Below are 15,454 nucleotides of genomic sequence, written 5' to 3' on the forward strand. Positions count from 1 at the left end.
CCCTCAGGCGCCGTCCTGTGGAGCGACGGCGGGGATGGGGAATGCGGTGTCGACGAGGTCCGTCACCGAGACGCCCACGGTCCCGGGCCCCAGGTGCCAGGCCAGCACCTCGTCGAACTCGACGACCAGGACCCGCTCGGGGAACGGGGTCTCCTTGCGGATCTCGGTGGCCATCTCCCGGGCCCGCTCCGGTGCCTCGTGATGGTGGACCACCACCAGGACGTCGCCCCGACCGATCTCGTCACGAAGCAGCGCGCGCAACTTCTCGTGGGCCTTGGTCGTGGTCCTGGCCTTGGCGGCCAGGTCGACCGACCCACCACGCAGCACGATGATCGGGCGCATGGCCAGCGCACTGCCGAAGATCGCCGCGAGGACACTGATGCGTCCGCCCCGGCGCAGACTCTCCAGGGATTCCAGAGCGGCGAAGGTGGACGCTCCCCGGCAGAGGCGCTCGGCGAGCTCATAGGTTCCGGACAGTCCCAGACCGTTGTTCGCCGACCAGGCACACTGGGCGACCGCGGCACCGAACGCCATCCCCGCGCACCGGGAGTCCGAGACCAGGACCCGGCCACCGAACCTCGTGGCGGCATCGGCGGCGGACTCCCACGTGCGCGAGAGTTCACGCGACAGATGGACGGAGACGATGCCCGTGCAGTCCGGCTCGTCCAAGAGTTCCTGGTAGATCGCGGTCAGCTCGTCCGGGGTGACCGCGGCCGTCGAGACCGCCCTGTCGCCCTCCTCCACCACGTGCAGATCCACGACGGTGATGCCGAACTCGCGGACCCACTCCTCGGGGATGTCCGCGCTCGAGTCGGTGACCAGCCTGATGGTCATGTCGTCGCCACCGGGGGCGTGAGACCGGCGTTCCACTGGTCGAGGCGCCAGAGCACCTCGCGCGCGCCGTCGGTCGTGGGCCCGATCTCCGGCTCCGCGGCCTGTCCACTCCAGGACGCCCCGGGGCGCGGATGCGCCGAGAGCTGCACCCAGCAGGTGTTCCCAAGCCCGTTGAAGATCGGGTACTGCTCGACCGGCAACTCGATGAGGGCTGCGGTGAGGGCGGCGATCGCGCCCCCGTGGGCCACGAGCACCGCCGGGTGCTCGTTCCACCCGGGCGAGGCGTCCACGAGTTCGTCGACCACCTGCCGGGTGCGGCGGGCCACGTCGAGGCGACTCTCCCCCTCGGGCGGGGACCACCGGGGTGTGCTGCGCCACCGCATCCGGGCCTCGGGCCACTGCTCGTCGACCTCCGAATGGCTCATCCCCTGCCACGTGCCCAGATGGGTCTCCCGCAGGCGCGGGTCGGTCCGCACCTCCAGCCCGACCTCCGATGCCAGTGCCAGGGCCGTCTCACGCGCCCGCTGCAGATCCGAGGACAGGATCGTCCACGGCCGACGATGCGCCAACGCGCGGCCGACCGCGTGAGCCTGCTGGACTCCGAGTTCACTGAGCTCGGTGTCCAACTGGCCCTGCATGCGCAACGAGGCGTTGTAATGCGTCTGACCGTGACGCAGCAGGATGAGACGACGGGTCACGGGGGTGTCAGAGCCCCTGATCCCGCTGCGGCTCCTCCGGCGCGAGCGAGTCGTCCGCGCCACTGGTCGCGGACTCGGGCCGGCCGGAGGTCTCCACGCCCTCGATCTCCACGACCGGGCAGTCCTTCCAGAGCCGGTCGAGCGAGTAGTAGTCGCGCTCGTCGACATGCTGGACGTGCACCACCACCTCGTTGTAGTCGAGCAGCGCCCAGCGCCCCTCCCGCGTGCCCTCCCGACGCAGCGGCTTGTGCCCCGCCTCTCGGAGCTTGTCCTCGATCTCGTCGACCACGGCGTTGACCTGGCGTTCGGTGTCGGCCGAGGCCAGGACGAAGCAGTCGGTGATGATGAGCTGACCGGAGACATCGAGCACGACGACGTCCGTGGCCAGCTTGTCGTCTGCGGCGCGGGCGGCGATGCCCGCCATCTCCAGGGCCTCGGGGCTAGCGGTCACTGGTTGATCTCCTCGGTGTGGTTGTCGGTGCGGACGAGCTCGCGGTGCGCGGGAGCCGTCGCGGCGGGGGTCCCGTCGAGCCTGGTGGAGCCCTCGGGACGGTACAGGTTGCGTTTGGCGATGTACTGGACGACGCCGTCCGGCACGAGGTACCAGACCGGGGCGTCCTCGGCCGCGCGCCTGCGGCACTCGGTCGAGGAGATGGCCAGCGCGGGGATCTCGAGCAGGTGCACGCGCCCGTCACCGATCTCCGTGAGGTGGGTGTCGGACAACTCGAAGCCGGGGCGTGAGACCCCGACGAAGGTGGCGAGCTCGAACATCTCCTCCCAGCCGCGCCAGGTCAGGATCTTCTCCAGTGCGTCCGCACCGGTGATGAAGAAGATCTCGACCCCGGGGTTCTGCCGCAGCAGGTCCCTGAGGGTGTCGACGGTGAACGTGGGCCCCCGGCGGTCGATGTCCACGCGGCTGACGGAGAACCGGGGGTTGGAGGCCGTGGCGATGACGGTCATGAGATACCGGTCCTCGGCGGGTGAGACGGAACGCCCCCGCTTCTGCCACGGCTCTCCGGTGGGGACGAAGACCACGTCGTCGAGGCCGAAGCGGTGAGCGACCTCGCTGGCCGCCACCAGGTGACCGTGATGGATCGGATCGAAGGTCCCGCCCATCACTCCGATGCGGCGTCCGGCGCCCGCGGCGGCCCCCGTCGTGGTCATGGTCGCCGAGTCTATCGGTCCGGGACCACGTTCCGCTCCCTCGCGTGCCCGCGCCGTCACACGGGCAACAGGCCCGCGACGACGGCCGTGAGTTGCTCGACGTTGCGACACTCGTGCATGGGCACGTACTGGGAGTACAGGCGTGCGGCCGAGTCGCCCGTGCCCCACTGCTTCCTGGGCTCGGGGTTGAGCCAGTGGGTGTGGCCGACCCGCTCGCTGACGAACTCGAGAGCGTCCACGGAGGGGTCGCGGTAGTTGTTGCGGCCGTCGCCCAGGATGAGCAGCGAACCCGTGCGCGTGAGGGTGTGGGCGTAGCGGTCGGCGAACCCCTCGAGCGCGTGACCGTAGTCGGAGTGCCCGTCGTAGGTGATGATCCGGGCCTCACGCACCATGCGGCTCATCGCCGATCCGAGGTCCGAGCCGGTCTCGAAGAACGAGGTGACCTCATCGGTGGTGTCGACAAAGGCGAACACCCGCACGCGGGAGAACTGCTCACGCAGGGAGTGCACCAGTTGGAGCGTGAAGTGACTGAACCCGGCCACCGAACCGGACACGTCGCACAACACCACCAACTCTGGCCTCGCCGGCCGGGGCTTGCGCAGGACCAGTTCCACCGGCACCCCGCCGGTGGACATGGACCGGCGCATCGTCTTGCGCATGTCGATCGCACCCTGGCGGTGACGACGACGACGGGCCGCCAGGCGACTGCCGAGCTGCCGGGCGAGAGGCCCCACACGTCGCCGCAGAACCTGCAGGTCCTGGTCGTTGGCCCGCAGGAAGTCCACCTGTTCCGCCGCGGGCCCCACCGCGTAGTCGGCCACCCGGTCGCGCCCTACCGTCTCCGCGGTGCGGCGCCGGGTCTCGTCGGCGACCTCGCGGAGGAAACCCCGCACCATGTCGGCCGCCGAATTCGCGGCCGCGGACTTCTCGGCGTGCCGCTTGGAACCGTCCGGATCGAACGGGTCCGCCCCCATCAGACCGTCGAGGATCCTCTGCATGATCGCGCCGGTGTCGAGGGGACTGAGAGCCTGGTAGGCGGAGTAGCGCGGACCGTTGACCGAATCATAGGAGCCGAGCTGCTCCACCAGGAGTTCGGCGAGCGCCCGGGCCTTGGCCCGCGACTCCTCGGTGTCCTCGAGCAGCAGTGAGGCGATGAGCTCGTTCAGAGCGTCGGGGTCCACCTTGCCGTCGTCGTCCGTCGGGATCTCGACCTCGACCGCCACCCCGTCCGCCGGGGAGTGCGCTCCGATCGCGGCGGGGAACCACAGGTCGAAGATCTGGTCGAACACACCGCGGTGGGTGGGTTTGTGCAGGATCGTCGCGGCGAGCGCCTCCCTGAGCGCCGCACGGTCGAGCAGGTCGATGTGGACCATCGCCGCGGCCGCGTCGACGGCCTCACTCGGTCCCACCGGGATGCCCTTGCGGCGCAGGGCGTCGACGAAGTCGACGAGATGCCCGGACAGTCCGCCGGGCGAACGCGTGGTCACAGTGCCTCGCCTCCTGATCGCCGCACGCTAGTTGAGCCGCAGCTCGGCGGCCGCGCGGAGCTGGTCGGACTGGTGCTTGAGCACCACCCCGAGGGTCTGCAGGACGGTCTCGTCGTCGATCGTGTCCAGGCCCAGGGCGACGAGGGTGCGGCCCCAGTCGATGGTCTCGGACACGCTCGGCACCTTCTTGAGCGCCATGGCGCGCAGCAGCCCGACCACCCGGACCAGTTGCTCGGCCAGTCGGTCGTCGAGCTCCGGCACCCGTGAGGCGAGGATCTTGCGCTCGAGTTCGGGGGTCGGGAAGTCCAGGTGCAGGTAGAGGCAGCGACGCTTGAGCGCCTCGGAGAGCTCGCGTGCGGCGTTGGAGGTGAGCACCGCGAACGGCGTGCGGACCGCCTCGATCGTCCCGAGTTCCGGGATCGTCACAGCGAAGTCGCTGAGCACCTCGAGAAGCAGCCCCTCGATCTCGATGTCGGCCTTGTCCACCTCATCGACCAGCAACACGGTGGGATCGCTACGACGGATCGCGGTGAGCAGCGGCCGGGACAGGAGGAACTCCTCCGAGAACACGTCGTCCCGCGTGGAGTCCCATCCCTCGCCCTGGCCTGCCTGGATGCGCAGGATCTGCTTGGCGTGGTTCCACTCGTACAGTGCCCGGGCCTCGTCGACACCCTCGTAACACTGGAGCCGGATGAGCTCGGCGTCGGTGGCAGCGGCGACCGCCTTGGCCAGCTCGGTCTTGCCCACTCCGGCGGGGCCCTCGATGAGCAACGGCTTGCCCAGTCGGTCCGCCAGATAGACCACCGTGGCGGTCGAGCGGTCGGCCAGGTAACCCTGGGCGCCGAGGCACTCGATCACGTGATCGATGCTCTGGAAGGCCGGTCGTTGCGCGGTCCGGGCTCGGTCCATGGGGGATCCTTTCAGTGGGAATCGCGTGGGATGGGGCGTCGACCCGGGTTGCGTGCGTCAGGGACGCACGTGCCCCTTGCCGTGCGCGATCCACTTGGTACTTGTGAGCTCCTCGAGACCCATGGGTCCGCGGGCGTGCAGTTTCTGGGTGGAGATGCCGATCTCGGCACCGAAGCCGAACATCTCGCCGTCCGTCCACGCGGTGGAGGCGTTGACCATCACCGCCGCGGCGTCGACCCGGGCACAGAACGTGTCCGCCACCTCGATGCTCCGGGTGGCCACCGCCTCGGTATGTCCCGAGGACCAGCGCGCGATGTGCTCGATTGCGGCATCCACTCCCTCGACCACCTTGAGGGCGATGTCCATGCTCAGGTACTCCTCGCCCCAGTCCACGTCATCGGCGGGGACGAGGCCCTCACGGTCCCCGTGCACGGTCACCCCGGCGGACTGCAGCGCCCCCACCACGCGGTCCACGGCGGCGTCGCCGAGGGCCTCGTCGAGGAGTACCGTCTCGGTGGCGTTGCACACGCTGCACCGGCGGGTCTTGCCGTTGAGGAGGAGCCGGATGGCCTCGTCGAGGTCGGCGTCTCCGTGGATGTAGAGGTGGCAGTTCCCGGTACCGGTCTCGATGGCCGGCACCTTGGCGTTCTCCACCACAGCCTGGATGAGTCCGGCACCGCCGCGGGGGATCACCACGTCGACCAGTCCGCGCGCCTGGATGAGGTGGGTGACCGACGACCGGTCGGCCGACGGCAGCAACTGGACCGCCTCCACCGGCAGTTCGTGGCGCGCCAACACGCCACGCAGGACCGTCACGAGCGCCTCGTTGGAGTGCCGGGCCGAGCGCGACCCGCGGAGCAACGCCGCGTTGCCCGACTTGAACGCCAGGCCGAAGGCGTCGACGGTGACGTTGGGGCGGCCTTCGTAGATCATGCCGATCACGCCCAACGGCACCCGGACCTGACGCAGCTGCAGACCGTTGGGGCGGGTGGATCCGCGGGTGACGGTGCCGATCGGGTCGGCCAGGCCCGCCACCTGCCGGAGCCCGCCGGCGATGCCCTCGATCCGCTCGGCGGTCAGACGGAGGCGATCCAGCATGGCCTCGCCGGTGCCCTCCGCCGTCTGCTCCTCGATGTCGCGGGCGTTGGCCTCGAGGATCTGCGCCTGTGCGGACACCAGGGCGTCGGCCGCGGCCAGCAGCAGCGCGTTCTTGCGTTCCGCGGTGAGCAGGGCCAGTTCCCGCGACGCACCCCGGGCGCGGCGGGCCGCGTCATGGACGGCCTCGCGTATCGAATCATCGACGACCTCGCTCGTCGGGTCGTGAACGGGCCGATCGGCGCCGGACTGGCCGGTGAGGTCGGGGGCGTCGAGGTGGCTGGTGGTCATGACCGCCAGCTTACCGATGCGACCGGGGAGGACCACGCGACCTGTCAGACGACTGGATCGGCTCCGGTCTCGCTCACTGCGAACTCCCGGAAGCGGCGGGCGAGCTCCGGATCCCCGGCGGCAGCGGAGCGCTCGCACGGGCCCGGCGACCCGGCGATCTGACGGAATCCCGACGGTCCGATGTACGACGCCGGTGGCAGCGGCTCCGTGGCGGCGTACAGCAGCGGTCGCGCCCCGTCGGACGCCGTGGGGATGATCCCTCGACCGATGCGGTTGAGAACTCTGTTGACCGGCGGAAACGGCGTCGGATCGAGGATCGAGGTGGCGGCGAACCCGGGGTGCGCGAGCTGGACGTCCACCACCGACCCGGCGGCGCGGAGCCGGTTCTGCAGGTCGAGGCCCCAGAGCATGCACCCGAGTTTGGACTGGGCGTACGCCGCCGCCATGGAGTACCGGCGCCGACGGAAGTGGGGGTCGGTGAAGTCGATGCGACCGGCGGTGTGGGCCATCGAGGCCGTGATCACGACACGCTCCCTGATCTGAGGCAACAGCAGTTCGGTGAGCAGGAACGGCCCGAGGACATTGACCCCCAGGTGCAGTTCGAAGCCGTCGGCGGTCACTTCGCGTGTCCGGCTCATGAGTCCGGCGTTGTCCAGCAGGACGTCGATCGGGCCGGTGTAGTCCGCCGCGAATGCGCGTACGGCGTCGAGGCGGGTCAGGTCGAACTCGTGGACCTCCGTCGACCCGCCGATCTCCGCCGCTGCCGATTCCCCCTCGGCGCGGGTGATGGAGGGGAGCACCACGTGAGCGCCGCGACGCGCGACCTCGCGCGCTGCCTCTTTCCCGATCCCGCTCGTGCCGCCGGTCACCACGATGGTCTTGCCGGTCAGGTCGGGAAGGCGGCCCACGGTCCATCCCCGGGTGCTCGCGGACCTCTTCTGGATGGTCATGAACTCAGTGTGCTGGGACGGTGGGCCCGGCGGTGCCGCTACGGGTCCACGGATGGTGCCGAGGGTGGTCAGGGGCGAGCCTCGAGAAGTCGACGACGGTCGCCCTCGATCGGTGGCACACTCTGACACCCGAGGAGTCGCCACGGGACAGGTCCCGATCCGAGGAGAGACAGTGGCCGAGAATCCGCACGTCACAACACGCCACACGACCGCACGTCACGCCGCGGCACGTCACACACCGGCGCGGCACACCACCGACGAGGGTGGCGGGTCGCTGACCCTCGATTCGGTCTTCGTGCGTCCCGGGGAGGCCACGCAGCTGCCCCGCTTCGAGCTTCCGGAGGACCCCTCTCTTCCCGAGACGGCTTATCAGATCGTCCACGACGAGGCGATGCTCGACGGCAACGCGAGACTCAACCTCGCGACGTTCGTCTCCACGTGGATGGACGACGAGGCCCGGCGCCTGTACGCCGAGACCATCGACAAGAACATGATCGACAAGGACGAGTATCCCCAGACCGCCGCGATCGAGGAGCGCTGCTGGAGGATGATCGCCGATCTCTGGAACGTGCCCGACGTCCGGGAGTCCATCGGCACCTCGACGATCGGCTCGTCCGAGGCCTGCATGCTGGGTGGGCTCGCGCTGAAACGACGTTGGCAGTCCGCGCGCCGGGCGGCCGGGAGGTCCACCGAGAGCCCCAACATCGTCCTGTCGACCGCCGTGCAGGTCTGCTGGGAGAAGTTCTGCAACTACTTCGAGGTCGAGCCCCGCTGGGTGCCCATCTCGGCGGAGCACCCGATGCTCGACGGGCACGAACTGGAGGAGTACGTCGACGAGAACACCATCGGGGTGGTGGCCATCATGGGCGTCACCTACACCGGTGCCTACGAGCCCGTCTCGGAGATCGCCCGGAAGCTCGACCAGATCCAGGAGACCACCGGTCTCGACGTCCGCATCCACGTCGACGGCGCGTCAGGCGGCATGGTCGCGCCGTTCTGCCAACCCGATCTGGAGTGGGATTTCCGTGTCCCGCGCGTGGCGTCCATCAACACCTCCGGCCACAAATACGGGCTCGTCTACCCGGGCGTGGGCTGGATCGTGTGGCGCGACAGGGAGTCACTCCCGGAGAGCATGATCTTCCACTGCAGTTACCTCGGCGGGGACATGCCCACCCTGGCGCTGAACTTCTCGCGACCCGGGGCGCAGGTCCTCCTGCAGTACTACATGTTCCTCAGGCTCGGGCGGGAGGGTTACCGCCGTGTCCAGCAGGCGTCCCTCGACGTCGCCCAGTTCCTGGCCTCGGAGATCGGAGCGCTCGCCCCCTTCGAGTTGGTGAGCCGCGGGGACACGATTCCGGTGATCACCTGGCGGCTCAAGGAGGGGTACACGGAGACGTGGACCCTGTATGACCTGTCGGATCGTCTCAGGATGAAGGGCTGGCTGGTGCCCGCCTATCCGCTGGCCGACGATCTGGCGCACCTGACCGTACTGCGCATCGTGGTCCGGGTCGGCCTGGGGCGCGACCTGGCCGCCGCCCTGATCAAGGACCTCGCCGGCGAGGTGAGGTTCCTCGACCAGCTCGACTCACCGATGCCGCGTAAGGGGCCCGGGTCGCACTTCCACCACTGACGGGCCGGTGGGACCGGCCGGGCGACGGCCCGGAAGCGCCCCCCGGGGGCTATCGGCGCACGAGCACGGCGACCATGAACCCGCTGACGTCGGTGAACGGCCGGAGGTCCCAGGTGGACCAGCGCTGCTCCAGCTCGAGTCCCGCCCTGCGCGCGTCGTCGTCGAACTCCTCGCGCGTCCACCCGCGGTCGAGTCCGAACCCCACCACCAGCCGCCCGGGTCGACCCTCGACGTCGTCTGACGGTGTCACCAGTCGCGCCGCGAGGTTGGCCAGGACCGTTCCACGGTCGGCGGGGTCGACGAACGCCAGGACGTTGCCTGCGGAGACCGCCAGGTCGAACGGGCCGGTCGCCCAGTCATCCCCTGCCAGGTCCGCGACCTCCCAAGTGGCGCCGGGGCACAGCTCCCGCGCCCGCCCGACCAGGTGCGGATCGAGGTCCACCCCGGTGACCCGATGACCGCGCTCGTGAAGGTAGGCGCCGGTCCGCCCCTGTCCGCACCCCGCGTCGAGGATCCGCGCACCGCGCGGGGCCATGGCGTCGATCAGCCGTGCCTCGCCGTCGATGTCCACGCCCCCGGCCACCATGTCGTCCCACCGCTTGGCATAGCGATGCGAGTGCCCGGGATCGGCGTCCACGATCTTCTTCCACGTCTGCGTCATGGCACCCAGTATGGCCGCGCCCGGCTCCTGCCCGCTCCCGACGTCGGCCACGCCGTCCGGGTGTCGGACCGGTGGTGCACGATGGGCGACATGACCTCAGCTCCCGGCGCCGTCTCCACCACAGGACCCGACCGTCAGGCGCTCCGCTCGCGCGCCGACGAACTGCTGCGCGCCCTCGCCGGTCCGCACGCGAGCCTCCGGGAGGACCAGTGGACCGCGATCGACTCGCTCGTGGCCGACCGGCGGCGCGCACTCGTGGTGCAGCGCACCGGCTGGGGCAAGTCGGCGGTGTACTTCATCGCCGCCCGACTGCTCCGGGAGCTGGGCTCGGGGCCCACGGTGATCGTCTCGCCGCTGTTGGCCCTCATGCGCAACCAGGTCGAGGCCGCCGCGCGGGCGGGCGTACGCGCGGCCACGATCAACTCGGCCAACATGCCGGAATGGGACGACGTGCGCGCCTCGGTCCGCGCTGGCGAAGTGGACGTGCTCCTGGTCAGCCCGGAACGGCTCAACAACCCCGACTTCCGCGACACCGTGCTGCCCGCCCTGGCCGCGGACGCCGGCCTGGTGGTGGTCGATGAGGCCCACTGTGTCTCGGACTGGGGGCACGACTTCCGGCCCGACTACCGCCGCATACGCACGCTTCTGGCAGACCTGCCCGAGGGCGTGCCGGTCCTGGCCACCACCGCCACGGCCAACGACCGGGTGGTGCGCGACGTGGCACAGCAGCTCGGTGTGGGCGAACGACCGGGTGGGTCCGGGGGCCCTGAAGGGGACGCGGGCGACGCGGCGTCCGACACCCTCGTTCTGCGCGGAGGGTTGGACCGGGAATCGCTGCGCTTGTCGGTCGTGGCGATCGACGACTCGGAGCGCCGCGCGGCGTGGCTGGCGGAGAACCTGGAGTCCCTGCCGGGCAGCGGGATCATCTACAGCCTCACCGTGGCGGCGGCCGAGTACATGGCCGGATTGCTCACCTCCGCCGGGCACCGTGTGAGCGCCTACACCGGCCGCACCGACGCCGGCGAGCGCGAGGAACTGGAGCGCTCGTTGCTGGACAACGAGGTCAAGGCGCTGGTCGCCACGTCCGCGCTGGGCATGGGATTCGACAAACCCGACCTGGGCTTCGTGGTCCACCTGGGGGCCCCTCCGTCGCCCATCTCCTACTACCAGCAGATCGGTCGCGCGGGTCGCGCGGCCGAGCGCGCCGAGGTGGTGCTCCTGCCCGGGCCCGAGGACCGGGCCATCTGGAACCACTTCGCCTCCCTGGCCTTCCCCCCCGAGGACGTGGTCCGCCGGGTCCTCGACGCCCTCGAGCCGGACCGGCCGCAGTCGACCCAGGCCCTCGAGCCCGCGGTCGATCTGGGCAGGACCCGGCTGGAGATGGTGCTCAAGGTCCTCGACGTGGACGGTGCGGTCCAGCGGGTGCGAGGAGGGTGGATCGCCACCGGGCGACAGTGGCACTACGACGCCGAGCGTTACGCCGGGCTGGCCCGGGCCAGGCGGTCGGAGCAGGAGGCGATGATCGCCTACGAGCAGACCGGCTCGTGTCGGATGGAGTTCCTGCGTCGGCAGCTCGACGACCCCACGCTCGACCCGGCCTCCGGCGGGTGCGGTCGATGCGACAACTGCACGGGTGACCGGAGGGCGACGTCGGTCGACGAGGGCGCCCTGACCCGGGCACGCGAGGCGCTGGAGCGCTCGGGGGTGGTCCTGCCCCCGCGCCGACAGTGGCCCACCGGTCTCGCGCGGCTCGACGTCCCGTTGAAGGGAAAGATCGCCGACGGGCCCGCCGAGGGACGCGCTCTTGCCCGCCTCACCGACCTGGGGCTGGGCCAGAAGCTCCGCGGACTACTCTCCGGGGCCGACCAGGAGGCTCCCGACTGGGTGGTCCGTGCGTGCGTCCCGGTTCTGCGCGACTGGGGGTGGGAGGAACGGCCCACCGGGGTGGTGGCCCTGCTCACCGGCGAGCGGCCGGTACTCGTGGGGAGCCTGGCCCACGCGCTCGCGCAGATGGGCCGGATGGACCACCTCGGGGAGCTCACCAGAGATCCCGACCTGCCCCCGGTCGCCGCCCAGAACTCGGCCTACCGGGTCGCCCAGCTCTGGGGAACGCTGTCCGGGCCGGAATCCACCCCCACCGGTCCGGTCCTGCTGGTCACCGATCTGTACGGAACGGGATGGACGGCGACGGAGGCCGCTCGGCACCTGCGAGCCGCCGGAGCCGGGGCCGTCCTCCCCCTGGCGGTGGCCGCCGCCGGGTGATCCGCGGAGAGCATCGCGGCGGTGGGAGCGTGGGCACGGAATAATAACGGCCATGGATTTCTCAGCGTCTCGCCCACCGCGTCCCGGGCCCGGGTCCGCCACCCCCGTGCAGCGTGATCTGTCGTGAGCGCCCTGACTCTCGGCGCACTCGCGGTCGGCTTCGTCCTTCTGGTCGCGGGCGGGGAGTCCCTCGTGCGGGGGGCGAGCAGGTTGGCCGTGACCATCGGCATGTCACCGCTGGTGGTGGGGTTGACCGTCGTCGCGTTCGCCACCTCGACCCCGGAACTCGCGGTGAGCGTCGACGCCGCCCTGAGCGGTCACCCGGGGCTGGCGGTCGGCAACGTGGTGGGCAGCAATATCGCGAACATCCTGCTCATCCTGGGGCTCACCGCGCTGGTCGCGCCACTGCTCGCGAAGTCCCGGATAGTCCGTGTCGACATCCCCATCATGGTGGGGTTCTCCATCGTGTTGCTGGTGGTGGCTCTGGACGGGGTGATCAGCGCGCTCAACGGCATGCTGTTGCTCGCCGGGCTGGTGGCGTACGTGGCGGCGACGGTGGTCATCTCCCGCAGGCGCACCGCCGACCCGGCGGAGGCGACCGACGACGGGTCGACTGTCGAGAGCGCGGCCGGGAGCACGGCCGGCGCGGAGTCGGAGGTGGACGCCGACCCGGCCACGGACGCCGACCCGCAGTCGCACAAGGGGGCGCACTCGGTCCTCATGAGCGGCGCGATGGTCGCCCTGGGCGTGCTCCTGCTGGTCGTGGGCGCTCGCCTGTTGGTCACCGCGGCGAGCGATCTCGCGGCGGCCTGGGGCATGAGCGATCTGGTCATCGGCCTCACCGTCGTGGCGATCGGCACGTCACTCCCCGAACTCGCGACCAGCCTGGTGGCCGCGGTCCGGGGTGAGCGCGACATGGCGGTGGGGAACATCGTCGGCAGCAACATGTTCAACATCGGCGCGGTTCTGGGTGTCACATCGCTGATCACCCCGATCGAGGTCGCACCGGGGGCGATCCGGTTCGACCTCCCGATCATGGTGGCCGTCGCGCTGGCCCTGTTGCCCATCGCGTTCACCGGGATGGCGATCAAGCGGTGGGAGGGGCTCCTCTTCGCCGGCTTCTACGCGGCCTACATCGCGTACGTGGTGCTCCAGGCGTCGGGCCATGACGCCCTGGAGCCGTTCAGCACCGCCATGCTGTGGTTCGTCATCCCCTTCACCGCGGTGTGGCTGGTCGTGCTGGCCACCTATGAACTCGGCGTGATCCGGGGGCGGACACTGGCACGACGACAGGTCGTCGCGCAGGAGTAGCGCTGTCCCGGCGCGGACTCTGCGGTCTCGCGAGCCGCGCGGCACGCCGGAGCGGCGAGAGGTCAGGACTGGTTCATGACAGCTCGGCAAAGCGCTCGGTGTCGCGGACCCGACCCGAGACGATGATGGTGTCGCCCTCGGTGAGAACCGTGTCGGCCGTGGCATAGGTGAACCCCTCCCCCGGTCGCTTGATGGCGACCACGGTGACTCCGAAGTCGGTGCGGATGCTGCTCTGCCCGAGTGGCTGGCCCAGAGCGAAGGTCGGCGCGGACGTCTTGACCATGGCGAAACCGTCGTCGAACTCGATGTAGTCGATCATCCTGCCCCGCACCAGGTGGGCGACACGTTTGCCCATGTCGTGTTCCGGTCGCACGACGTGGTGGACGCCGATCTGGGTGAGGATCTTGGCGTGGGAGTTGCTGGTGGCCTTGGCCCAGATGTTGGGCACCTCGAGGTTGATGAGCACCGACGCGGTGAGCAGGCTCGCCTCGAGGTCGGACCCCATCCCCACGACAGCGCGGTCGAACTGGTGCACCGACAGCTGGCGCAGTGACTCTTCGTCGGTGGTGTCGGCCACCACCGCGTGGGTCAGACGGTGGGCGACCTTCTGCACCACGGCGTCGCTGGAGTCCACGCCCAGGACCTCGGCGCCCTGCGCCATCAACTCCAGGGCCAGGGACTTGCCGAACCGGCCCAGTCCCAGAACCACCACAGCGTCGGGAGCTCGTCGTCTAGCCAATGAGGGGCCTCTCTGCGGGGAGGTCGTACCGCCGGCCACGCTGTCGCGCGGCCAGTGCACTGACCATGGTGATCGGGCCGATGCGGCCCAGGTACATGAGGAGTATCAGTATCCACTGCCCCCAGTGGGGCAGTTCGGCGGTGATCCCCGTGGACAACCCCACCGTGGCGAACGCGGAGGTCACCTCGAAGAGCAACTCGTTGAGGCCGAACGGCGTGCCCGCGAGCAGCACGATCGTCGACGTCATGACGAGCCCGATTCCGATCAGCGCCACCGCGAGCGCCTGTCGCTGCACCCGGGTGTCGACGCGACGGTCGAGAATGGTCACCGACCGCTCGCCACGGACCTCGGCGATGATGATGAACAGCAGCAGCGCGAAGGTGGTCACCTTGATCCCGCCGGCGGTGCCGCCGCTGCCTCCGCCGATGAACATCAGCACATCGGTGACGAGCAGCGTCGCGTCGTCCAGGTCAGCGTAGTCGACACTGTTGAATCCGGCGGTCCGGGGCATCACGCCCTGGAACGCCGCCACCAGGATCTTCTCCGCCGCGTTGTACCCCTGGAGGGTGCGGGCCCACTCCAACGCCAGGACCGCTCCGAACCCGAGGGCCAACAGCACCGCCGTCACCGAGACGGTCAATCGCGTGTGCAGCGTCCACCCCGCCCGCGACCGGCCGCGGGGGGCCCTGCGCCGGAGCCGCCGGCCGATCTCGAACAGGACCGGGAACCCCAGGCCACCCAGTATCACCGCGACCATCAAGGGGACACAGATCCACGGATCGGTGGCGAACCCGATCATGTTGTCGCTGTAGAGGGCGAACCCGGCGTTGTTGAACGACGAGATGGAGTGGAACACCCCGAGCCAGAGTGCCCGCAGCACGGGCTCGTCGTAGCCCAGGGCGAAGCGGAGTGCCAGCGCGGCGGCGGTGACGAGTTCGATCCCGATGCTCAGCCGGATCACGCCGATGACGACATCGCGGACATCGCCGAGCTCGGAGGCGCGGGCCTCGGCCGCCGTGTTCATCCGGGCCTTGAGCCCGATCTGATCCGCCAGCACCAGCCCGACCATCGAGGCCATCGTCATGATCCCCAGGCCGCCGGCCTGGATCAAGGCGAGGATGACCACCTGACCGAACCCCGACCAGTGCACCGGGGTGTCCACGACGATCAGCCCCGTCAGACACATCGCCGACGTCGAGGTGAACAGCGCCTCCGTGAACCCGGTGCTGCTCCCGGGCTCGACGGCTCCGGGCAGGAGCAACAGCACCGTGCCCACCACGATCGCTGCGGCGAAGCTCATCGCCACGACCCGAACCGGGCTCAGCACCACCCAGCCGGACCACCGCCGAACCCCGGACGGCCAGACCCGTCTGTCACCATCACTCACGAAGTGAGACTGTAGACCCACGTGCCCGGACCGCGG

General features: G+C 70.0%; 14 protein-coding genes. 3 read left to right on the plus strand and 11 right to left on the minus strand.

What is annotated here, in order from left to right; translation table 11 throughout:
* Nucleotides 1-3: 3 nt before the first annotated feature.
* Genes H483_RS23255 through H483_RS23290 form a run of 8 tightly spaced genes read right to left on the minus strand, consistent with a single transcriptional unit; the run spans nucleotide 4 to nucleotide 7,428 of the window.
* Nucleotides 4-834: a DegV family protein gene (locus tag H483_RS23255; RefSeq protein WP_017835658.1), complete on the minus strand. Its 831-nt coding sequence runs from the start codon at nucleotides 832-834 to the stop codon at nucleotides 4-6.
* Nucleotides 831-1,532, minus strand: coding sequence for a histidine phosphatase family protein (locus H483_RS23260; protein ID WP_017835659.1), 702 nt, complete (start codon nucleotides 1,530-1,532; stop codon nucleotides 831-833). Before H483_RS23260 ends, H483_RS23255 begins: the two co-directional genes overlap by 4 nt.
* A 7-nt stretch (nucleotides 1,533-1,539) precedes the next feature.
* Nucleotides 1,540-1,983, minus strand: coding sequence for a ribosome silencing factor (rsfS, locus tag H483_RS23265; protein ID WP_017835660.1), 444 nt, complete (start codon nucleotides 1,981-1,983; stop codon nucleotides 1,540-1,542).
* Nucleotides 1,980-2,696: a nicotinate-nucleotide adenylyltransferase gene (gene nadD / locus H483_RS23270; protein ID WP_017835661.1), complete on the minus strand. Its 717-nt coding sequence runs from the start codon at nucleotides 2,694-2,696 to the stop codon at nucleotides 1,980-1,982. The genes rsfS and nadD overlap by 4 nt, the downstream gene beginning before the upstream one ends.
* Nucleotides 2,697-2,752: 56 nt before the next feature.
* A complete protein-coding gene (locus H483_RS23275) occupies nucleotides 2,753-4,183 on the minus strand; it encodes a VWA domain-containing protein (protein ID WP_017835662.1) in 1,431 nt (476 codons plus the stop codon).
* Between the two features lie 27 nt (nucleotides 4,184-4,210).
* Entirely contained in the window at nucleotides 4,211-5,092 is an 882-nt protein-coding gene (locus H483_RS23280) for a MoxR family ATPase (RefSeq protein ID WP_017835663.1), read from the minus strand.
* Nucleotides 5,093-5,149: 57 nt separating this feature from the next.
* Nucleotides 5,150-6,478 carry a glutamate-5-semialdehyde dehydrogenase gene (locus tag H483_RS23285; RefSeq protein WP_081615082.1) on the minus strand — a complete coding sequence of 443 codons (1,329 nt, stop codon included), beginning with the start codon at nucleotides 6,476-6,478 and terminating at the stop codon, nucleotides 5,150-5,152.
* A gap of 44 nt (nucleotides 6,479-6,522) precedes the next feature.
* On the minus strand, nucleotides 6,523-7,428 hold the full coding sequence (locus H483_RS23290) for an SDR family NAD(P)-dependent oxidoreductase (protein WP_017835665.1): 906 nt from the start codon (nucleotides 7,426-7,428) through the stop codon (nucleotides 6,523-6,525).
* A gap of 172 nt (nucleotides 7,429-7,600) precedes the next feature.
* Between H483_RS23290 and H483_RS23295 the strand changes: the two genes are divergently transcribed.
* The gene (locus tag H483_RS23295) at nucleotides 7,601-9,058 is read left to right on the plus strand and encodes a glutamate decarboxylase (protein WP_017835666.1); all 1,458 of its coding nucleotides are present in this window, start codon (nucleotides 7,601-7,603) and stop codon (nucleotides 9,056-9,058) included.
* Between the two features lie 49 nt (nucleotides 9,059-9,107).
* On the opposite strand, the gene H483_RS23300 is transcribed toward H483_RS23295, so the two are convergent.
* Nucleotides 9,108-9,719, minus strand: coding sequence for a class I SAM-dependent methyltransferase (locus H483_RS23300; RefSeq protein ID WP_031264511.1), 612 nt, complete (start codon nucleotides 9,717-9,719; stop codon nucleotides 9,108-9,110).
* A gap of 81 nt (nucleotides 9,720-9,800) precedes the next feature.
* Here H483_RS23300 and H483_RS23305 point away from each other — a divergent pair, with 81 nt between their 5' ends.
* Together H483_RS23305 and H483_RS23310 are read left to right on the plus strand one after the other, a co-directional pair.
* Nucleotides 9,801-11,981 carry an ATP-dependent DNA helicase RecQ gene (locus H483_RS23305; protein WP_017835668.1) on the plus strand — a complete coding sequence of 727 codons (2,181 nt, stop codon included), beginning with the start codon at nucleotides 9,801-9,803 and terminating at the stop codon, nucleotides 11,979-11,981.
* 123 nt (nucleotides 11,982-12,104) lie between these two features.
* A complete protein-coding gene (locus H483_RS23310; RefSeq protein WP_017835669.1) occupies nucleotides 12,105-13,292 on the plus strand; it encodes a calcium/sodium antiporter in 1,188 nt (395 codons plus the stop codon).
* Between the two features lie 73 nt (nucleotides 13,293-13,365).
* Here H483_RS23310 and H483_RS23315 read toward each other — a convergent pair whose 3' ends face one another.
* Both H483_RS23315 and H483_RS23320 read right to left on the minus strand, forming a co-directional pair.
* The gene (locus tag H483_RS23315) at nucleotides 13,366-14,004 is read right to left on the minus strand and encodes a TrkA family potassium uptake protein (RefSeq protein WP_017835670.1); all 639 of its coding nucleotides are present in this window, start codon (nucleotides 14,002-14,004) and stop codon (nucleotides 13,366-13,368) included.
* A 19-nt stretch (nucleotides 14,005-14,023) separates the two neighbouring features.
* Nucleotides 14,024-15,331, minus strand: a complete 1,308-nt coding sequence (locus H483_RS23320; RefSeq protein ID WP_238556215.1) for a TrkH family potassium uptake protein — start codon at nucleotides 15,329-15,331, stop codon at nucleotides 14,024-14,026.
* Nucleotides 15,332-15,454: the final 123 nt, after the last annotated feature.

The organism is Dietzia sp. UCD-THP, assembly GCF_000349585.1.
GTDB lineage: Bacteria > Actinomycetota > Actinomycetes > Mycobacteriales > Mycobacteriaceae > Dietzia > Dietzia natronolimnaea_A.

What these genes read in the sequence shown, in the direction of transcription:
- H483_RS23255 (WP_017835658.1), bottom strand. Translation starts at nt 834, where the DNA reads ATGACCATCAGGCTGGTCACCGACTCGAGCGCGGACATCCCCGAGGAG.
- nadD (WP_017835661.1), bottom strand. Translation starts at nt 2,696, where the DNA reads ATGACCACGACGGGGGCCGCCGCGGGCGCCGGACGCCGCATCGGAGTG.
- H483_RS23280 (WP_017835663.1), bottom strand. Translation starts at nt 5,092, where the DNA reads ATGGACCGAGCCCGGACCGCGCAACGACCGGCCTTCCAGAGCATCGAT.
- H483_RS23285 (WP_081615082.1), bottom strand. Translation starts at nt 6,478, where the DNA reads ATGACCACCAGCCACCTCGACGCCCCCGACCTCACCGGCCAGTCCGGC.
- H483_RS23290 (WP_017835665.1), bottom strand. Translation starts at nt 7,428, where the DNA reads ATGACCATCCAGAAGAGGTCCGCGAGCACCCGGGGATGGACCGTGGGC.
- H483_RS23300 (WP_031264511.1), bottom strand. Translation starts at nt 9,719, where the DNA reads ATGACGCAGACGTGGAAGAAGATCGTGGACGCCGATCCCGGGCACTCG.
- H483_RS23305 (WP_017835668.1), top strand. Translation starts at nt 9,801, where the DNA reads ATGGGCGACATGACCTCAGCTCCCGGCGCCGTCTCCACCACAGGACCC.
- H483_RS23320 (WP_238556215.1), bottom strand. Translation starts at nt 15,331, where the DNA reads ATGAGCTTCGCCGCAGCGATCGTGGTGGGCACGGTGCTGTTGCTCCTG.